The sequence below is a fragment of the Streptomonospora arabica genome (genome assembly GCF_039531585.1).
Taxonomy (GTDB): domain Bacteria; phylum Actinomycetota; class Actinomycetes; order Streptosporangiales; family Streptosporangiaceae; genus Streptomonospora; species Streptomonospora halophila.
On record NZ_BAAAQI010000011.1, the window covers coordinates 123,106 to 139,998 of the forward strand.

General features: G+C 73.3%; 14 protein-coding genes. 10 read left to right on the forward strand and 4 right to left on the reverse strand.

Going from position 1 to position 16,893, the window contains the following annotated elements; all coding sequences use genetic code 11:
• Nucleotides 1-9: 9 nt before the first annotated feature.
• Nucleotides 10-1,194 (reverse strand): CaiB/BaiF CoA transferase family protein, encoded by a 1,185-nt coding sequence (locus tag ABD284_RS17825; protein WP_344144853.1) that lies wholly within the window; start codon nucleotides 1,192-1,194, stop codon nucleotides 10-12.
• A 134-nt stretch (nucleotides 1,195-1,328) separates the two neighbouring features.
• On the opposite strand from ABD284_RS17825, the gene ABD284_RS17830 reads away from it, so the two are divergent.
• The 5 genes from ABD284_RS17830 to ABD284_RS17845 all read left to right on the forward strand — a co-directional run bounded on the left by ABD284_RS17830 (nucleotide 1,329) and on the right by ABD284_RS17845 (nucleotide 6,196).
• On the forward strand, nucleotides 1,329-2,231 hold the full coding sequence (locus tag ABD284_RS17830; protein WP_344144855.1) for a LysR family transcriptional regulator: 903 nt from the start codon (nucleotides 1,329-1,331) through the stop codon (nucleotides 2,229-2,231).
• A gap of 213 nt (nucleotides 2,232-2,444) precedes the next feature.
• Nucleotides 2,445-2,951, forward strand: a complete 507-nt coding sequence (locus tag ABD284_RS17835; protein WP_344144857.1) for a hypothetical protein — start codon at nucleotides 2,445-2,447, stop codon at nucleotides 2,949-2,951.
• A 90-nt stretch (nucleotides 2,952-3,041) separates the two neighbouring features.
• On the forward strand, nucleotides 3,042-3,176 hold the full coding sequence (locus ABD284_RS25825; RefSeq protein ID WP_386699640.1) for an LPFR motif small protein: 135 nt from the start codon (nucleotides 3,042-3,044) through the stop codon (nucleotides 3,174-3,176).
• A gap of 848 nt (nucleotides 3,177-4,024) precedes the next feature.
• Nucleotides 4,025-5,335 (forward strand): glucuronoarabinoxylan endo-1,4-beta-xylanase XynC, encoded by a 1,311-nt coding sequence (gene xynC / locus ABD284_RS17840; protein ID WP_344144859.1) that lies wholly within the window; start codon nucleotides 4,025-4,027, stop codon nucleotides 5,333-5,335.
• A gap of 318 nt (nucleotides 5,336-5,653) precedes the next feature.
• On the forward strand, nucleotides 5,654-6,196 hold the full coding sequence (locus ABD284_RS17845; protein ID WP_344144861.1) for a MarR family winged helix-turn-helix transcriptional regulator: 543 nt from the start codon (nucleotides 5,654-5,656) through the stop codon (nucleotides 6,194-6,196).
• 141 nt (nucleotides 6,197-6,337) lie between these two features.
• On the opposite strand, the gene ABD284_RS17850 is transcribed toward ABD284_RS17845, so the two are convergent.
• From ABD284_RS17850 to ABD284_RS17860, 3 genes are all read right to left on the reverse strand, one after another.
• Complete coding sequence (locus tag ABD284_RS17850; protein ID WP_344144863.1) at nucleotides 6,338-6,844, reverse strand: MarR family winged helix-turn-helix transcriptional regulator; 507 nt, start codon at nucleotides 6,842-6,844, stop codon at nucleotides 6,338-6,340.
• 240 nt (nucleotides 6,845-7,084) lie between these two features.
• The gene (locus ABD284_RS17855) at nucleotides 7,085-7,813 is read right to left on the reverse strand and encodes a methyltransferase (protein WP_344144865.1); all 729 of its coding nucleotides are present in this window, start codon (nucleotides 7,811-7,813) and stop codon (nucleotides 7,085-7,087) included.
• A 62-nt stretch (nucleotides 7,814-7,875) separates the two neighbouring features.
• Nucleotides 7,876-9,195 (reverse strand): cytochrome P450, encoded by a 1,320-nt coding sequence (locus ABD284_RS17860; RefSeq protein ID WP_344144866.1) that lies wholly within the window; start codon nucleotides 9,193-9,195, stop codon nucleotides 7,876-7,878.
• A 1,020-nt stretch (nucleotides 9,196-10,215) separates the two neighbouring features.
• Here ABD284_RS17860 and ABD284_RS17865 point away from each other — a divergent pair.
• From ABD284_RS17865 to ABD284_RS17885, 5 genes are all read left to right on the forward strand, one after another.
• Nucleotides 10,216-10,413: a thiomuracin/GE37468 family thiazolyl RiPP peptide gene (locus ABD284_RS17865; RefSeq protein WP_311547452.1), complete on the forward strand. Its 198-nt coding sequence runs from the start codon at nucleotides 10,216-10,218 to the stop codon at nucleotides 10,411-10,413.
• Between the two features lie 198 nt (nucleotides 10,414-10,611).
• On the forward strand, nucleotides 10,612-13,416 hold the full coding sequence (locus tag ABD284_RS17870; RefSeq protein WP_344144870.1) for a lantibiotic dehydratase: 2,805 nt from the start codon (nucleotides 10,612-10,614) through the stop codon (nucleotides 13,414-13,416).
• Nucleotides 13,409-14,410 carry a lantibiotic dehydratase C-terminal domain-containing protein gene (locus ABD284_RS17875; protein ID WP_344144873.1) on the forward strand — a complete coding sequence of 334 codons (1,002 nt, stop codon included), beginning with the start codon at nucleotides 13,409-13,411 and terminating at the stop codon, nucleotides 14,408-14,410. The genes ABD284_RS17870 and ABD284_RS17875 overlap by 8 nt, the downstream gene beginning before the upstream one ends.
• Entirely contained in the window at nucleotides 14,370-15,479 is a 1,110-nt protein-coding gene (locus tag ABD284_RS17880; RefSeq protein WP_344144875.1) for a thiopeptide maturation pyridine synthase, read from the forward strand. The genes ABD284_RS17875 and ABD284_RS17880 overlap by 41 nt, the downstream gene beginning before the upstream one ends.
• A complete protein-coding gene (locus ABD284_RS17885; RefSeq protein WP_344144877.1) occupies nucleotides 15,476-16,888 on the forward strand; it encodes a SagB family peptide dehydrogenase in 1,413 nt (470 codons plus the stop codon). Before ABD284_RS17880 ends, ABD284_RS17885 begins: the two co-directional genes overlap by 4 nt.
• The last annotated feature ends 5 nt before the right edge of the window (nucleotides 16,889-16,893 follow it).

Here is a 16,893-nt window from a genome sequence, read left to right on the forward strand (position 1 = left end):
CCTTTTCGCTCAGACGACGCCGCGGTCGCGCAGGTCGTCGATCTCGTCCCGGCTCAGGCCGAGGAGGTCGTGCAGGATCTCGGCGGTGTGCTCGCCCAGGGTCGGGGCCGGACGGCCGGGACTTCCGGTGAACCCGGAGAACCGCCCGGCCGGCGCCTGGACCAGCCTGCGGCGCCCGTCGGCGCCGGTGACCTCGACGATCGAGCCGCGGTCGCGGATGTGCGGATCGGCGCACACCTGGTCGGCCGAGTTCACGGGACCCGCGGCGATGCCGGCGGCGTGCAGCCGCGCCAGGAGCGGCTCGATGTCGTGTTCGGCGACGAACGCCGCGACGCGGGCCTCGACCTCGGCGCGGTGCTCGATCCGGGCGTCCATCGAGGAGTGGACCGCGAGGTCCGGGGCGTCCATCACCTCGACGAGCCGCTCCCACATGCGGTCCGTCGACGCCGGGACGGCGACCCAGCAGCCGTCGCGGGTGCGGTACAGGTCGTTGGGGCTGATGTGGGGGTTCCGGTTCCCTTGGCGCTGCACGCTCCGCCCGGTCGCGCTGTAGTCGACGATGAAGTCCTCCATCATCCGCAGCAGCGGCTCGTACAGCGGGATGTCGGCCAGCTGCGCCTCGCCCGTCAGGTCGCGTTGGCGCAGGGCCAGCAGCGCGGCGAACGCGGCGTAGATCCCGGTGACGCCGTCGGCGACCGGGTATCCGGCGAACGTCGGCGGGCCGTCGGGGGCGCCGGTCCGGTAGGTCAGGCCCGCGAACCCCTCGGCGACCCGGGCGAACCCGGGGCGGTCGGCGTAGGGTCCCGTCCGGCCGAAGGCGCTGACGTGCACCATGACGAGGTCGGGGCGGTAGGCGCGCAGGTCGTCGAAGTCGATGCCGAAGCGGCGCAGGGTGTCCGGGCGGAAGTTGGTGACGACGATGTCGACCTCGCGTGCCAGGCGCCCGACGATCTCGGCCGCGCCCGGGCGGTGCAGGTCGAGCGTCACGCTGCGCTTGGTACGCCCGAGCAGCGCCCAGCTCGCCGATGTGTCGCCGTCCAGCGGGGGGTATCGGCGGGCGGGGTCGCCTGTGCCCGGTTGCTCGACCTTGATGACGTCGGCCCCGAACTCCCCGAGGAGCGTCGCAGTCAGCGGACCGGCCAGGATGGTGGACAGGTCGAGGACGGTGACGCCTGCGAGCGGTTGGGACGGCATCAGGGTTTTCCTTCCACATTGCAGTGTGATCCAGGACACGCGGACCGCTGGATCGATCCTGACCCCTCGCACCACCTGCGAGGAAGACGGAAATGCTTTCATCAGGTGATAGGCGGAGGCTTTATGCTGGTGCGATGCGAGTCGAGCGAGCGCGGTACCTTCTGGCGGCCGTCGAGACCGGGTCCCTGCGGGCGGCGGCGGCGCGGTGCGGCGTCAGCCAGCCGACACTCGGCCAGCAGGTGTCCCTCCTCGAGGAGGAGCTCGACGTGAACCTGCTGATCCGCAGCCGGCACGGCGTGCGCCCCACCGCCGCCGGACAGGCCATGATCGGCCCCCTCTCGCGCCTGGTCGCCGCGGAGGACGCCGCCCTGGGAGCCGCGGCGGACTCCGGTGGCGCCTACCAGGGGCGGGTGGCGATCGGCGCCATCTCCGTCGTCGCCGAGACGCTCGTCGCCCCTGTGGTCGCCCGCTTGCGCAACGAGCACGCCGACCTGCGTTTCAGCGTTTCCGAGAGCTCCTCGGGGGACATCGAGGCACGCGTGCTCGACGGCGGCCTGGACTTCGGGGTGATATCCGCGCCGACCGCGGCCGCCGCCAGCGGGCTCCGCCGATCGCCGCTGCTCACCGCGCCCGTGGGGGCGGTGGTGCGGACGGACCACCTGCTCGCCCAGCGCGACGAACTCGCCTGGCAGGACCTCGCGACGTGGCCGATCGTCACCATGCGGTCCGGAACCGTGATGTGGGAGCGGCTGCACGAGAACGTCGCCGAGCCCGACGTCGTCGTACAGGCGATGTCGGCCCGGCTGGTCAAGGTGATGGTGGGCCATGGAGCGGGGATCGGCGTCCTCGCACCGTTCGAGACGTCCACCGACGTTCCGGGGCTGCGCTGGATCCCGCTGCGCAGCGCGGACCCGGTCGAGATCTGCCTCGTGCAGCGCAGCGGCAGCCAGCCCTCGCCGTCGGCTCTGACCGTGCGCCGCCTGGTGGAGGAGCGGGCCGCCGAACTCCTCGCCTCCGCCCGCGGCCACGTGGGATAGGCCGGTTGCGCCGGCCCGGGCCGGCGCCCGCACGGTCGGTGCGGCCCTTGGCGGTGGCGCCTTTCCGGACGGATCTCCGAGTGGACGAATGCCAGGTCACGGCATTTCCCGCAGTTCGGCGGCACGCATTCACGGGTCTCGTGATCCGCATCCCCGCGATATCCGATCCGGTGGTTCGGCCGAGCCGCCGGTCCGGTCTGCCATGATTGGCCCGTGCGTTGGCTGGGTGGACTACTCGTGGCCGCCGTCGTCGCGGCCGTCGGCGTGCATTTCCTCGGGGACGCCTTCCACACCCCGCCCGCGTTCTGCCCCGACGACGTCGGCGACGACGAGCCGCACAGCAGCTCGGAACTGGACTCCCGCCCGCCCGAGGGCCCGGTGCTGTACGCGGTGGGCGAGGACGGCATGCACGACATGACGAGCAACTTCGACTCCCACCTGCCCCCCGACTTCCCGTACCGGCCGGCGCTGATATGCGAGTACCGCACGATGTCCGACGAGCAGATCTACGTCTGCTTCACATCCGGCGGCGGAGAGATTCCGATGGTCAGGACCCGGTACGACTACAAGGTCTACGGAATCCCCGGCAAGAATCCTCTCGGCACGTTCCACTCGCCCGGAATCTCGTTGTGCGACGGCGGCATCACGACCGGTTCGGAAATACCCACCGAGCCGGACTACGCCACCGTCGCCGAACGCACTGCCCCGCTGCTCCGCTAAGCACCGCCTCGGGGTGCGGTGAACGGTGCCGCGGTTCCGACGGCCCCTGCGGCGGCGATAGAGAAACCGCGCTGTGGGTAGCCGACGGACATGTCGCGAATCGCAGATGTACTACGCACAATCGCGGGCGCCGTCGCGTCCGTCATACGAGCCATAGCCCACGCCGTCATCACCGTGGTCACGCTGCCGTTCCGAGCGCTGGCCAAACTCTTTCGCAAGCGCTGACCTGGGGACTCCACCCAGCGCACGACCGCGGGTTCCACCGCGCAGGGAAAAAGGGCTTCCGCGGGAGGAGGACCGGCCTCGCCGGAGCACTTCTCCCCCGCGAAGAACCGCGGAAGGCGGACGCCGCCGCGGGAGACAGCCGGCAGGACGCCTCCCCCGCCGGGCTCTTCGGCCCCCGCGATCGGCGCGCAGCCGCTTCGGCAGGCGCGGGCGGCCGGCGCCGCCCGCCCTGCCCGGAAGGCTGGAACACCAGGGTGCGGAGACCATGTCCATCCGGGACGTGTGCGAGGAGGCCGGGTCACCACGCCGAGCGTCTACCACCATTTCGGAACCAGGGCCTGCTGGAGTCCGTCGCCGCGGAGGGTTTCGCGCGCCACCTCAGCGCCAAGCGCGCCCAGGCGCCCGCCGCATCGATCCCAGCGCGCCGGATGCACGCGCCAACGCCCGGGGAGCACGGCCTTCTACCGGAACTGCTGAGGAAACGCCCCCGCTGACCCGGCGCCGCTTTACCGGATTTCGCCGGCACTCCTAGGCAAAGGCGGGTGCCGGTTCGTATCCTTGCCCGATCGAGGTGCGGTCGTGCGGACGGCGAGTTATTCGAAACGCCGGGCCGGGCGTTCGATCGTTCGACTGGGAGCGCTCCCAAGACCCGGCATTTCCACCGGCAGGAACCACCCCGATGACACAGCCCGCCGAAGACTTTCGAATTAGCGCCGTTTCGAAAAGCGGGAGTGGGCGGCCCCGGCAGCCCCGGAGAGCCGGGCGGCCACACGCAGAAGCCACTGCAGGCAACAAACGATCAGCCGCACCCGGCCCCTCCCGGGCCACCCCCAACCTACGGAGGAACGATGACGCCACGCGGCGATGAATCCGCGGCCACCAGGCCCGGACACACGAGTCGGAGAAGCGTTCTGGCGGCGATGGGCACCTTACCGGTGCTGGTCGCCGCGCCGTCGGCCGCCCGGGCGGCCGGAACACCGTCCGCGGCGGCCGCCGAGGTGGTCGTCGACCCCTTCGCGGAGCGGCAGACGATTCGCGGCTTCGGCGGCATGAACCACACGGCCTGGATCGACGACCTGACACCTGCGCAGCGGGACACGGCGTTCGGCGACGGCGAGGGGCAGATGGGCTTCTCCGTGCTGCGGATCCCCGTTCACGAGAACCGGGCCGACTGGAGCGGCGAGGTGGCCACGGCCCGGCGCGCGGTCGAGCACGGCGCGACCGTCATCGCGTCGCCGTGGAATCCGCCCTCCCATATGGTGGAGACCTTCGTCCGCGGCGATCAGACCGACGCGCGACGCCTTCGGCACGACATGTACGGCGCCTATGCGCAGCACCTGAACGAATTCCACGCGTTCATGCGGGACAACGGGGTCGACCTGCATGCCGTCTCGGTGCAGAACGAGCCCGATTACGCGCACGACTGGACGTGGTGGACGCCGCAGGAGATGATCCGTTTCCTGCGGGAGAACGCCGGCTCCATCGGCACCCGGATCATCGCGCCGGAGTCGTTCCAGTACGTGAAGAGCTTCTCCGACCCGATTCTCAACGACCCTCAAGCGCTCGCCAATCTGGACATTCTCGGCGCCCACCTCTACGGCACGCGGTACGAGGACTTCCCCTATCCCCTGTTCGAGGAGAAGGGCCGGGGAAAGGAGCTCTGGATGACCGAGGTCTACCATCCCAACAGCAGCGACTCGGCGGACCTCTGGCCCCAGGCGCTCGAGGTGGGCGAACACATACACCATGCCCTGGTGGACGCCGAGTTCCAGGCCTATGTGTGGTGGTACATCCGGCGCAGCTACGGCCCGATGCGGGAGGACGGCCGAATCAGCAAGCGCGGCGCCAACATGGTGCACTTCTCGCGATTCGTCCGCCCGGGATACGTGCGCGTCGACGCCACGCCGAGGCCCCGGTCCGGCGTCTACGTCTCGGCCTACAAGGGCGGCGGCTCCGAGATCGTGATCGTCGCCGTCAACAAGGGCTCCTCGCCGGTGAGCCAGCCGTTCACCCTGGGAGACGGCGCTGCTTCCCGCGTGTGGTCCTGGGTGACGGACGCGGACAGGAACCTCGCACCCCACGGCGCGGCCGGCGTGTCGAACGGCTCCTTCACGGGCGCACTTCCCGCCCGGAGCGTGACGACCTTCGTGACCGGCTGAGGCCGGCCGCCGTCGTCCCCGGCCCGGCTTTCGCCGCCGGCCGCGCGTGGCACCGTCGGGCGGCGAGCGGCCGGGGGCACCGGGCCGCTAGCCCCGGTGTACGGACGACCGCTGCGCCGCCGCGAGCGTCCCAACGCGGCGCGGAGCCGCGGGGCTGCGGCCCGCCGGCGACCCGCGGCCGGTCCCCGCTCGAAGCGGACCACCGTCGTCCGCGTGCGGCCTCGGTCACCCGCCGATGAGCCGCCGGCGGCCGCCGGACTGCGCGGCCTTCGGCAAATCCGAGGTTTCCCAGCAGGCCGACCATGGTATGCATGAGTCATGCATGATGAAGCTCGTACAGCGAACCTGTTGGGTGCGACGGCCCTGGCACTGAGCGACCTGTTCCTGTCCTCGGTCACCGCCGCGGCGCCGACCAGCCCGAGCGCCGCGGCCGCACTGGTGGTCCTGGACCGCACCCCGGGGCTCAGCGTCACCGAGCTCGGGCGCCGCGTCGGCCTCAGCCAGCCCGCGGCGGCCCGCATGGTCGAAGGACTCGAACGCCAGGGGATGGTGCGGCGCGAACGCACCTGGGGGCGCTGGGTCGCGGTCCGGCCCACTGAGACCGGGACTCAGGCCGCCCGCGGGCTGCTCACCGCCCGCACCGAGTCCCTCAAGGAGGTGGTGGACCACCTGGAGGAGTCCGAACGCGCCGACCTGGACCGGCTGCTGGCCAAGCTCCTGGACGGCCTGCACCGCGCGCCGGGCGACGCCGATCGGCTGTGCCGCCTGTGCGACCGGAGCGCCTGCGTGAACCGGGGGCAGATCTGCCCCGTGGGCCAGGCCGAACGCGACTCCGCGTCGTCCAAGTGCAACGACCGATGAGCTCCCGGTCCTTTCCGCGGCCGTGTGCCGCGGACTCGCCTCCTTCGTCAGCGGGCTCCGGGCCGGGCGCCTCGACGACTGCGGCGGCGCGCCCGGCCCGGCAGGACACGGGTGTCCGTACAACCGAGGGGGCGGCAGCCCTCAGCGACCGCCTGCGCGAGCCTCCTCTGCGGCGGAGAGGTTGCGCTCAAGGCCACCGAGGGCGCGGAGCACGTCCTGGCGGTCGCCTTCGCCCAGGTCGGCGGCCGTCATCTGCTCCAGCTCCGCCCAGATGCGCACTACGGCCCCCCGCAGCCCCATGCTCGCGGGGGTCGCCTCGACGATCGTCACGCGCCCGTCCTGCGGACTGGGTGAGCGGCGCACGAACCCGGCGCGCTCCAGCCGGCGCACGGAGCGGGTGACGGTCGGGGCGTCCGCGTCGATCACCGCCGCCAGGTCGGTCTGCCGCTGCGGCCCCTCGTCCCACAGGCGCATCATCAGCAGCTCCTGCCCCGGATGCAGGCCCACCTCGCGCAGGAGCTGTCCGGCGAGCAGCTTGTGAATGCGCGCCACCCGGAAGATCGCGTGGCTCAGGGGCCCCACGTCGGAGACGCGCGCCCGGGGCGGCTCCTCACCGGCGGCCGTGTCGGCGTCGTTCGGCATGCTCATCCGTTCAGTCTAAGACAGACTGCACACTTGTCTGAGCAACTTTCCAGTGCAGAGAGATTGCAAACTGTTCAGAATACCAAGCATCGTGCGCATTAATTGCTCGAACAATTAAAGGACGGGGCGACGACCGCGGCTACATCGACTACCCCCGCGCTGAGCCGCCGGCCGGTCAGCGTCGGAACGCGAGCGCCCGGGCCGCGGTGACCCGACCCGGCGGCGCGGCGGTGCGGGGCCGCCCGCTCACTCGGACCGCTTCGTACCGGCGATCACGGTGGCGTCGAGGGACGGGGAGGTGCTGACACGAGGGGTCAGGCCCGCGGCGGAGAGCAGGCGCGCGGCCTGGGAGGTCTGAGCGGGGTGGAGCTCGGCGAGCAGGCTGCCTCCGGGGGCCAGCCAGGCGGCGGCTTCGGGGATGAGCCTGCGGTGCAGCTCCAGGCCGTCCGCTCCGCCGTCGAAGGCGGCACGGGGTTCGTACAGGCGCACGTCCAGGGGGAGCCGGACGCTCTCGTCGCTGGTGACGTAGGGCGCGTTGGTCACGATGAGGTCGACCCGCCCCCGCAGGGCGGGCGGCAGCGGGGTGAACAGGTCGCCCGTGTAGGCCCGCCCGCCGAGGGGGGCGATGTTTCTGCGCGCGCAGGCCACCGCGGCCGCGTCGATGTCCGCAGCGTGCAGCTCGACGGGGCCGGCGGCGGCCACGGCGGCGCCGACCGCACCCGCACCGCAGCAAAGGTCGAGGACGACGGCTTCCGCCCCGGAACCAGCCTCGCGCCCCTCCTCCGGATCCGCTTCGCCGCCCGCCCCCGCGCTAGGACGGCCGCCGTCTCGGACCAGGGCGGCCGCCTGCTGCACGAGGAACTCCGTGCGGCGCCGGGGCACGAAGACGCCGGGATCGACCTCGATATGCACGCCGCAGAAGTCCGTCCAGCCGTTGACGTGCTGCACCCAGCCGATGCGTTGCGCCGGTCGCATGCTCACTCCCTCTCCGCGCCCGCCCCCGCGGGCCGCTGCGCGCCGGCGGCGGTCGCGCCGCCCTAGGTGACGATGACCTCGGCCTCATGCGGAGGCACGGCGGCGCTTCGGCGCCGCGACGACCGCGCGGTCTTGGGCGGGACAGGGCGGATCGCGGCGCCGAGGACCAGCTCGCGCAGCACCGTCTCCATTTCGAGCTGGGCGAACGCCCGACCCAGACAGCGGCGCGCTCCGCCGCCGAAGGGGATCCAGGTGTAGGTGCCGGGCGGGTGCTCCAGGAAGCGCTCCGGAAGGAACCGCTCGGGCTCGGGGTAGACGTCGGGGCGCCGGTGCAGCAGGTAGATGGCGGGGACTACGCGAACTCCGGCGGGTACGTCGTAGCCGGCGAAGCGCATCGGCCGCACGAGGGTCCGGGGAATGACCGAGATGACCGGCCGCAACCGCAGCGTCTCGTACACGACCGCCTTGAGGTAGGCGTCGGAGCCGGCGCGCAGCTCCTCGGTGAGCCGGTCCAGCTTGTCCGGGTGCCGCACGAGCTCCCGCACCGCCGAGACCAGCGCCGAGGCGGTGGTCTCGTGGCCCGCGACCAGCAGGGTCACCAGCTCGTCGCGCAGCTCCGCGTCGGTCATCGGCGAGCCGTCCTCGTGCCGGGCGTGCAGCAGCAGCGACAGCACGTCGGAGCGTTCCGCGAGGTCGTGCCGCGCTCTGCGCCGGCGGATCTCGGCGTAGAGCAGCCGGTCGATCGCGTCCATCTCGCGGCGGAACGGCGGGAAGCGGCGGAGGCGGTCGGGCCCCAGCACGAGCAGGAACAGGGCGTGGCGCGGGTCGGCGCCGATGGTGAGCAGGCGCTGCAGGTTCGCGCGCAGCGGGCTGAGGCGTTCGGCGTCGGCGACGCCGAAGACCGCGTGCAGGATGTACTCCATCGTCATCGCCTGCATGCCCGCGCGGACGCGGTGCGGGCGGCCGCGCGGCCAACCGCCGATCTCGGCGGCGGCGATTTCGCGCATGAGTCCGGTGTATCCCCGGGCGCGCTCGCCGTGGAAGGACGGGAGCAGCAGCCTGCGCTGCTCCCGGTGCTCGGCCTCGTCGAGCAGCAGCACGGAGTTCTCGCCGAGGACCGGTTTCATCGAGCGGTTGCCGTCACCGGCGTGCAGTTGTTCGGGCGCCGCGGTGAAAACGCGTTTCACGTCTTCCGGTGCGCTGATGAAAACGCAGGTGCCCTGATGGGCGATCTGGATGCGGAATATGTCGCCGAAGCGTTCATGGCACTGCGCGAGCATGCGCCGCGCGTTGCTGAACCAAAGCGCGGTCTGCGCCACACGCGGCAATTGGGGGCCGGGAGGAATCCGTTTCTCGGAGACTGGCGTTTGCACGGTTCCCATGCGCCAAGTTACGCACTCGGCGCCACCCCGTGTCAATCCCTCGCCGAAGGGGCCGCTGTCGGTGACCGGGGCCGGGGCGGCGGTCTCCCGCTACCGAATGTCACGGCTCCCCGATGGACCGGCGCGGTGGGGAGCCCGGGCCCCGGATAGCCGCTATTTCCGTCCCAATAAGGCGCGTACGCAGCCTGGAGCGAAATCCATCGGAAAAGCGCAGCGGCGGCCGTGGAGAGGCCCGGTTCGCCGAAGCGGGAGCGGGCCGGAACGCGGTGTGTGACCGGAACCGCCTCCGTCCCGTCCGCCCGGACCGCGCGCCGGTGCGGCCCGACCCGGCGGCACGCGTGCCCGGATCGGCGGACCTCCTGACCGCCGGCACGCCCGCCGGTGTACCGGCGCCGTCCGCAACGCCGCCCGAAGGCCGGCTCCGCCCACCGCGGGCGGGCGGACCTCCCGTCGGTTGGAGTGCGCTACGCAGGGGGCGGAGGGCCGGGTTCAGCGCGTCGACCGCCGGTGCGCAGATGTGCGCGCACAAGAACCGTCCCAGGGTCGTCCGAAATTTGCGGCCGGTGCCCTTGGACCGCTACCGCGGCCCGCTCCCCCTTCGGCCGTGTCCCCTCTCCTCCCCCGCACTCCGCCCCTGCCCGGCGGGGACGACGGCTCCGGCGCCAGCGCGGGCGCCGGTCGTCGTGAGCGCGGGCGGCGCAACGGAGCCGGCCCCGCTGCGGCGCCTGTAGGCGGCTGCCCCGCCGCCGCAGAAGCCACAGCCGGACCGCGCTCCCCCGAAACCACAATTGCGGTCCGCTTGCCGACCGCACGCCGACGCGATATCAATCGCCCTACTTGACCGCCATCAAGGGCCGACCTAATCTGTGCGAAGCGCATTTCGATTCCGCCCTCCGCCATCCGAAAAAGCTCGAAACAGACCTGCGACAACCTCCTTCGATACGTTTTCAGATCGAAGGTGGAATTACCCTGGAGCGGCGTTCTTGCCGTTCCGGGAAGGAAGAACGAGAGGAGCTGGGAGTGGCAGACCCGAAGCGGAAGGGCAAGGTTTCCGAGCAGCTGGACTTCGACCTGAGCTCGGTCCCGGTCGACGTATTCGACCTCGCGGACCAGGGCCTCACCCTGGAGACGCTGACCGAGGGGCACGGGCTTCCCGAGAATGGCGCGTCCTCGATCTGCAACGAGCTGATGTGCGCCTGCAGCAGCCCCGCCTGCTGACCGGCCGGGGCCGGTCTGCGCCGCGGTTGATATCCGCGCTCTGATGTTTCCACTGTTCCCGGGTTCGCGGAGCCCGGTGGTCGTGAGGGCTCTCACCTCGGGATCACCGGTTCCTGCGGCCAGAGGGCGGCCGGTCGTCCGGCCGCCGGCGCCCTCCGGCGGCGCCGACCCGAGTACCCGCCTGCGAGGGGACGCTGAATGAGTCGGGACACGGTCGACCGGGAGCTCCCGGTGGCGCTGGAACAGGCCCCGGTCCTGCCGAACGGGGCCCGCGTGGCGACGCCGCCGGTGGTCCGGACAGCCGGCCTGCCCGTCCGGGTCCTCGACACGCTCCGGTTCACCCGGTCCTTCGCGGCCGTCGACGAAGCCGCCCGCCGCGGTGAGCGGGTGGAGGACGAGGGGCGGCGGCTGGCCGACTCCCTGTACGACGTCATCGGCACGCTGGGCGGCGGCCCGCCCAAGCCCGGAGTCGTCGGCCTGCGCCGGGCGCTGCACCGGTCGCGGCCGCCGCGGCCGGCCGAGTGGAACGAGCAGGTGGCGGGCGTACTCCCCCGGCCCCTCGCGGACCGGATCCGCCGCTGGACCGCCGACCTCGGCGCACTCAAGCGCGCCGTCGGGGAACTGCCCGCCGTCCTCGCCGAGGAGGAGGCGGCCAAGCGCGGCGAACTGCGCGCGGTGGCGGAGGACACCGGACTACGCCGGGCCCTGTCCCAGTCCAGCCCGACACTCTACGCCGAGGTCCGCAAGTGGCTCGGCGACGACGCGCACCCGCCGCGCCGCCAGTCGCTGGTCGCGCTGGCGAAGTACGTGGCCCGGGCCTCGGCCAAGACGAGCCCGTACAGCACGTTCATGGTCACCGGCGTGGGGGTGTGGACCCCCGACGGTCCCGCCGTCCGCGACATCGGGACGCGGCGCGTGCGCAGCGTGGTGGAACTGGACGGCCTGCTGGTGCAGACGCTCGTGGCGGCGCTGTGCACCGATCCCCGGCTGGCACCCGCGCTGCGGCTGCGGCTCAACCCGAGCGCGACCGTGCGCGACGGCCACGTCAGCTTCGCGGGCCGCCGGCCGGCCGAGCCCGTCCTGACGATGCCCGCCACACCGGCCGTGCGCGCGTGCATGGACCTCCTCGACACCCGCCCCGCGCCCACCTGGGCCGGTCTGCGCGACGCGCTCGTCGCCGCGGACGGCGGTGCCCGCGCCTCCTCCGACAGCGTGGACTCGTTCGTCGCCGGGCTGGTCGACCTGGGCCTGGTGGAACGCCTGTCGCCGGTCTCCGACCTGGCCGGCGACCCCTTGGGGGAACTGGCCGACTGGCTCTCGTCCTGCGGCGGCGAGCGCCCCGCCGGAGTCCTTGCGCTGGTGCAGCGGGTGCGCGCCGAGGCGCGCCGCGACGTCCCCGTCGCCGACCTCACCGGGCACCACGAGCGGCAGCGCCGCCTGATGGGCGCGATAGGCGACCTCGCGGCGCGCGTCGAAGGCCTGTCGGAAGGGGACGCCGACAGCGGGGAGCAGTCGGAGACGGAGGCGGGAGCGGCGCAGGCAACGGAGGCGGACTCCGCCGCGTCCAAGTGGACCTTCTACGAGAACGCCGTCTACACCGACCCGGCGGCGGCGTGCTCCTTCGCGCGCTGGGAACCCGCCCTGCACGACCTGGACGTGCTCCGCCGCTGGCTGGCCCCCTTCGACCCGTCCCTGCCGCTCCGCCTGGCACTGGCGGCCTACTTCCGCGAGCGCTTCGGCACCGCGGCGCGGGTGCCGGTCCTCACGCTGCACCGGGCCCTGCAGGACGAGCTGCGGCGGGACGGCGCGCCCGAGCAGACACCGGCGGCACGCGAGGTCGTGCGGCTGCTGCACGCCAAGGCCCACCTCGTCCGCCCCGTGGCCGGAAGCCTCCTCCCCCGACTCCGCGAGCTCTCGCGCATCCAGGCCGAGGCCCGCGACGCGGTCCTCGGCGGCCGCGGCACCGGCGCAGCCGCGCAGTGCGGCACCGTGCTCGCGGACCCGGCGCGCCTGGCCGCCCTGTCGGCCCGATGGCCGCCCTGGGTCGCCGCGGCGGAGTCGCTGGCCTGCTACGTCCAACCCACCGGCGCCCACGATGCGCCGTCGCTGGTGCTCAACGCTGTGCAGAACGGCCACGGGCGCGGCAGGAGCCGTGTCCTGCACCTGCTGGACCAGGCGGGCTGCGCGGCGGACGACCTCGTGGCGGAATCCCCGGAGCCGGGCGGCCGGGCGATGGCCGAACTGGGCGGGCGGTTCGCGTCCTCGGTCAACGTGCGCAGCGCCGCCGCGCCCTACGAACTGGACTACCCGTTCACGACGAGCCGCCGCCCCGCCCGCCGGCGCATCCGCCCCGGCGACTGCGTGGCGGTCCACGACTCGCTGACCGGCCTCGTCCGCCTCCGCTGCGACGCGCTCGGCACCGAGGTCGTGCCGCTGCACCTGGGGATGCTCGGCGACCTCTTCCTGCCCGCCGCCGCGCAGTTCTTGACCCAGTGCTTCGGCCACAGCTTCTACTCCTACCCCAGTGCCTCGCTCGCCGCCGACGCGCCGCCGCGGACGCCCGCCTCGGTCACCGCCTACCCCCGCGTCGCGGTCGGCTCCGCCATACTGCGCCGCGCCGCGTGGGCGGCCCCGATGCAGCACGTGCCGCGCCGCCAGGGCGGCGAGACCGAGACCGACTACTGGCTGCGCCTGCTCCGCTGGCTGCGCGAGCACGGCGTCCCGACACGGTGCTTCGTGCGGGTGTGGGCCGACCCCGCGCAGCCGGGCGGCGGCGCGGGCACCGGCCGGACCTGGATGGTCGACAAGGCGCACAAGCCGGTCTACGTGGACTTCGCCAACTGGTACCTGGTGCTGGCCTTCCAGCGGATGCTGGACGGTTCGGCGGCGATGGCCGTGTTCGAGGAGGCGCTCCCGGACCCCGGCGAAGCGCGCACCACGGGCGGCGGCGCCGTGACCGAGTTCCTCGTGGAGATCTCCGAACCGGGGAGGCGCAATGGATGAATCCGACTGGGTGAGCGCGCACGCGTTCTACCACGGCGACCTGGACCTCCTCGTCACCGAGGGGATCGCGCCCCTGGCCGCCGAACTCGCCTCCGCGGGCGCGCTGCGGCGCTGGTTCTTCCTGCGGTACTGGGAGGGCGGCCCGCACGCCCGTCTGCGGCTGCTGCCCGAGCGCGGCCACCGGGCGCGCGTGGAGCGGGCCGTGCTGGAGGGACTCGCCGGGTACTTCCGCGCGCGTCCCAGCCGCGAGCCGATGCGCCGGGACCGGTACCTGCACTTGGCCTCCTACTACGCCCGGCGGGAGCGCGCAGAGGCCTTCGAGACGGATCTGCGCCCCGACAACTCGGTGGCGCTGCTGCCCTACCGGCGCGAGTACGACCGCTACGGCGGCGCGTGCGAGGCGGTGGAGCACCACTTCGCCGAGTCCAGCCGGATCGCCCTCCGCCTCCTGGCCGGCGGGGCCGCCGCCGAGCAGCGGACGACCGCCGCCTTCGCGGCCGTGCTGCTCGCCTGGTTGGTCGCCGAGCCCGACCTGGGGCGCCTGGCCGCACGGGTCGGCACGGCCGAGTCCGCGGCGCCCCGGTCGGTCGACCTTCTCGGACTCGGCGGCACGCCGCCGTCCGCCCGCCGGCAGCAGCGGCGCGACCAGGCCGTCGGCGTCGCGCGCGGCCTCCTCCCGCTGGCGGCGCACGCCGGCGACGTGCCGCGCTCGGGGACGTTCGTCGACTGGACCCGGTCGGCGATCGCCCTGCGCGCCGACGTGGAGCGCGCGCGGACCGGCACATCCGGTCCGGACCCCTTCCAGGTCCTGAACACCGGCGCGCACCTGTTCTGCAACCGCATCGGCGTGCTGCTGGACAGCGAGGACGAGATCCGGGGCGCGGCCGCCGAAGCCGTCGGCGCGCTCGCCGCCGAGCAGGCGGCCGACGGCGAGGACGACAGGGAGGACCGGGGTGGAGTGGCACAGCCTGCACGTCGTGTACTACGCGAGTGACAAGGACCGCCTGGTACTCGACGGCGTCCGGCCGCTCTTCCGCCGGCTGGCGCCCGAGGTCGCCGCGACGTCGTTCACCCGGCACTGGCGGCTCGGTCCGCACGTGCGGATGCACGTCCGGTGCGCTCCCGCGGCGGTGCCGGCACTGGTGCGTCCGGCAGCGGAGGAGATCGTCGGCGGCTTTCTGGCGCGGTGCCCCTCGCGCGCACCCTTGGTGCCCGAGGACCACCTGGAGGAGCACCGGAGGTTGGCGGAGCTGGAGGAGGACCACCGGCCGCTGCTGCCGTGGCGGCCGGACAACACGATCCACGAGGCCCCGTTCGAACGGCGCGCGCACGTGCTCGGCAGCGAGGAGGCGGCGGACCTGCTGGCCGACTTCCACGCGGAGACCGCCGACCCGGCCTTCCGGATGACCGAGGCGGTCGCCGCGGGCACGCCGCGGCTCGGGCTGGCCTTCGACCTGATGGTGGCCACCGCGCATGCGCTGTCGGGAGTCGGCATCACCACGGGCTTCATGTCCTTCCGGTCCCACGCCGAGGCGTTCCTCACCACCCACCCCGGAGCGCACCGCCTGCGGCCGTCCTGGGACGCGCACTACCGCGGTCACGCCGCCTCCCTGCGCGACCGCGTCGCGCGGGTCACCGGGGCGCTGGACGGCCGGTCCGGCGGAGCCGGCTTCGCCGGTGAGTGGACGGCGCTGATGCGCTCGTTCCGCCGCCGGGGGCGCGCACTCCTCGCCGCCGGGCGGCTGCCCTCCGGCACGGCGTTCGCGCCCGGCGCCGACGGCCGTCCTCCGCCGCTGGTCGGCGCCAGCCCCTACCACCGCGCCGCCTACCGCAACCCGGCGGTGATGGCGTCGATGTCGGCCGAGTGGTTCGTCCTGTACCGGCTGATGCTGAACTACACCTACCTGTTCATGACCCAGCTCGGCGTCACCCCCGTGGAGCGCTACCTGCTGTGCCACCTCGCCGCCGACGCCGTCGAGGACCTGTACGGCGTCTCCGCGATGGAGCGGATCACGCAGGCTCCGCCGGAGCCGGTGCTGGACGCGGGGGGTGAGCCCCGATGAGCCGGGCACCGGATGCCAGCGGCCTCGACCGCGAACTGCGCCTGGTGGCCGGGGTCTCCTGCGCCCGCGGCGACGGGGAGATCCGGGTCGCCACCCGGCGGCGCAACGCGTCGCTGGGCGCCGACACGCCGTGGAAGGGCAAGGTGCTGGCCCGCCTCGCCCAAGGGGCGTTTCGGCCGGCGGACCTGGTCGCCGATGCCGCCCAGGACGCCGGGCCGGGCGAGGTCGAGGCGCTCCTCGCCAAGCTGGAGGTCGGCGGGTGGCTGGCCGCCGCCGTCCACTACGCCGGCCGGCCGCTCTATGTCCTGCTGCCCGAGAGCCCGCTGGGGGCCGGCCCCGGCAGCAGCGGCGACGGGGCGGTGCTCTCGCGGTTCACCGTGGTGCGCCGCGAGAGCGACCGGCTCGTGGCCGAGTCGCCGCTGGCGAGCGCCCGCCTGGAGACGGGCGACCCGGCGGTCCAGGCGGCGGTCGGGGTCCTCGCCGGTGCGGGCGGCGCTGCGGAGCTCTCCGCCGTGGAGCCGGCGGCCGCCGTTCGGAAGCGCCTGGTGGCGGACCTGCTGCGGAGCGGCCTGGCGGTGCCGAGCGCGGACGAGGAGGAGACCGCGCTGCGGCTGCGCCAGTGGCAGCCGCACGAGCTGTGGTTCCACCGCCGCTCGCGGATGGGCGACCGCTCGGACGCGGCGGAGGGCTACGGCCGCACGATGTGGGCCCGCGGGAGCCTCGATCCCCTGCCCGCGCGCCCGGAGCCCTACCCCGGACCGGAAATCCCGCTGCACCGGCCGAGCCTGGAGGCGCTGAGGCGCGATGACCCGACGCTGACCTCCGTCGTCGAGGGCCGGCGGTCGCGGCGGGTCCACGACGACGACAACCCGATCACCGTCGACCAGCTCGGTGAGCTGCTGTACAGGTGCGCCCGCGTGCGCTCGGTGCGCGCCGGCGGGGGCGTCGAGTACCCGAGCCGCCCTCATCCCTCGGGCGGCTCGGTCTACGAGCTGGAGCTGTACCCCGTCGTCCGCCTCGCCTCCGGGCTCGACGCCGGGATGTACCACTACGACGCGCACGCGCACCGGCTGCGGCTGGTGCAGGAGGCCGGGCCCGACGTCCGGCGGCTGCTGCGCACGGCGCTGCGCGCAGCGCCGACGCCGGGCACGCCGCAGGTGCTGATCGTGGTGGCCGCCCGGTTCGGGCGCCTGATGTGGATCTACGAGCAGATGCCGTACTCGCTGATCCTCAAGCACGTGGGAGTTCTGTATCAGACGATGTACCTGGTCGCGACGGCCATGGGGCTGGCGGCGTGCGGCCTGGGAGGCGGCGACGCGACGGACTTCAACGCGGCGACCGGGAGGGACTACGCGACCGAGAGCGCTGTCGGCGAGTTCTCACTGGGCAGCCGCTCGCCGCAGGAGTGACAGGA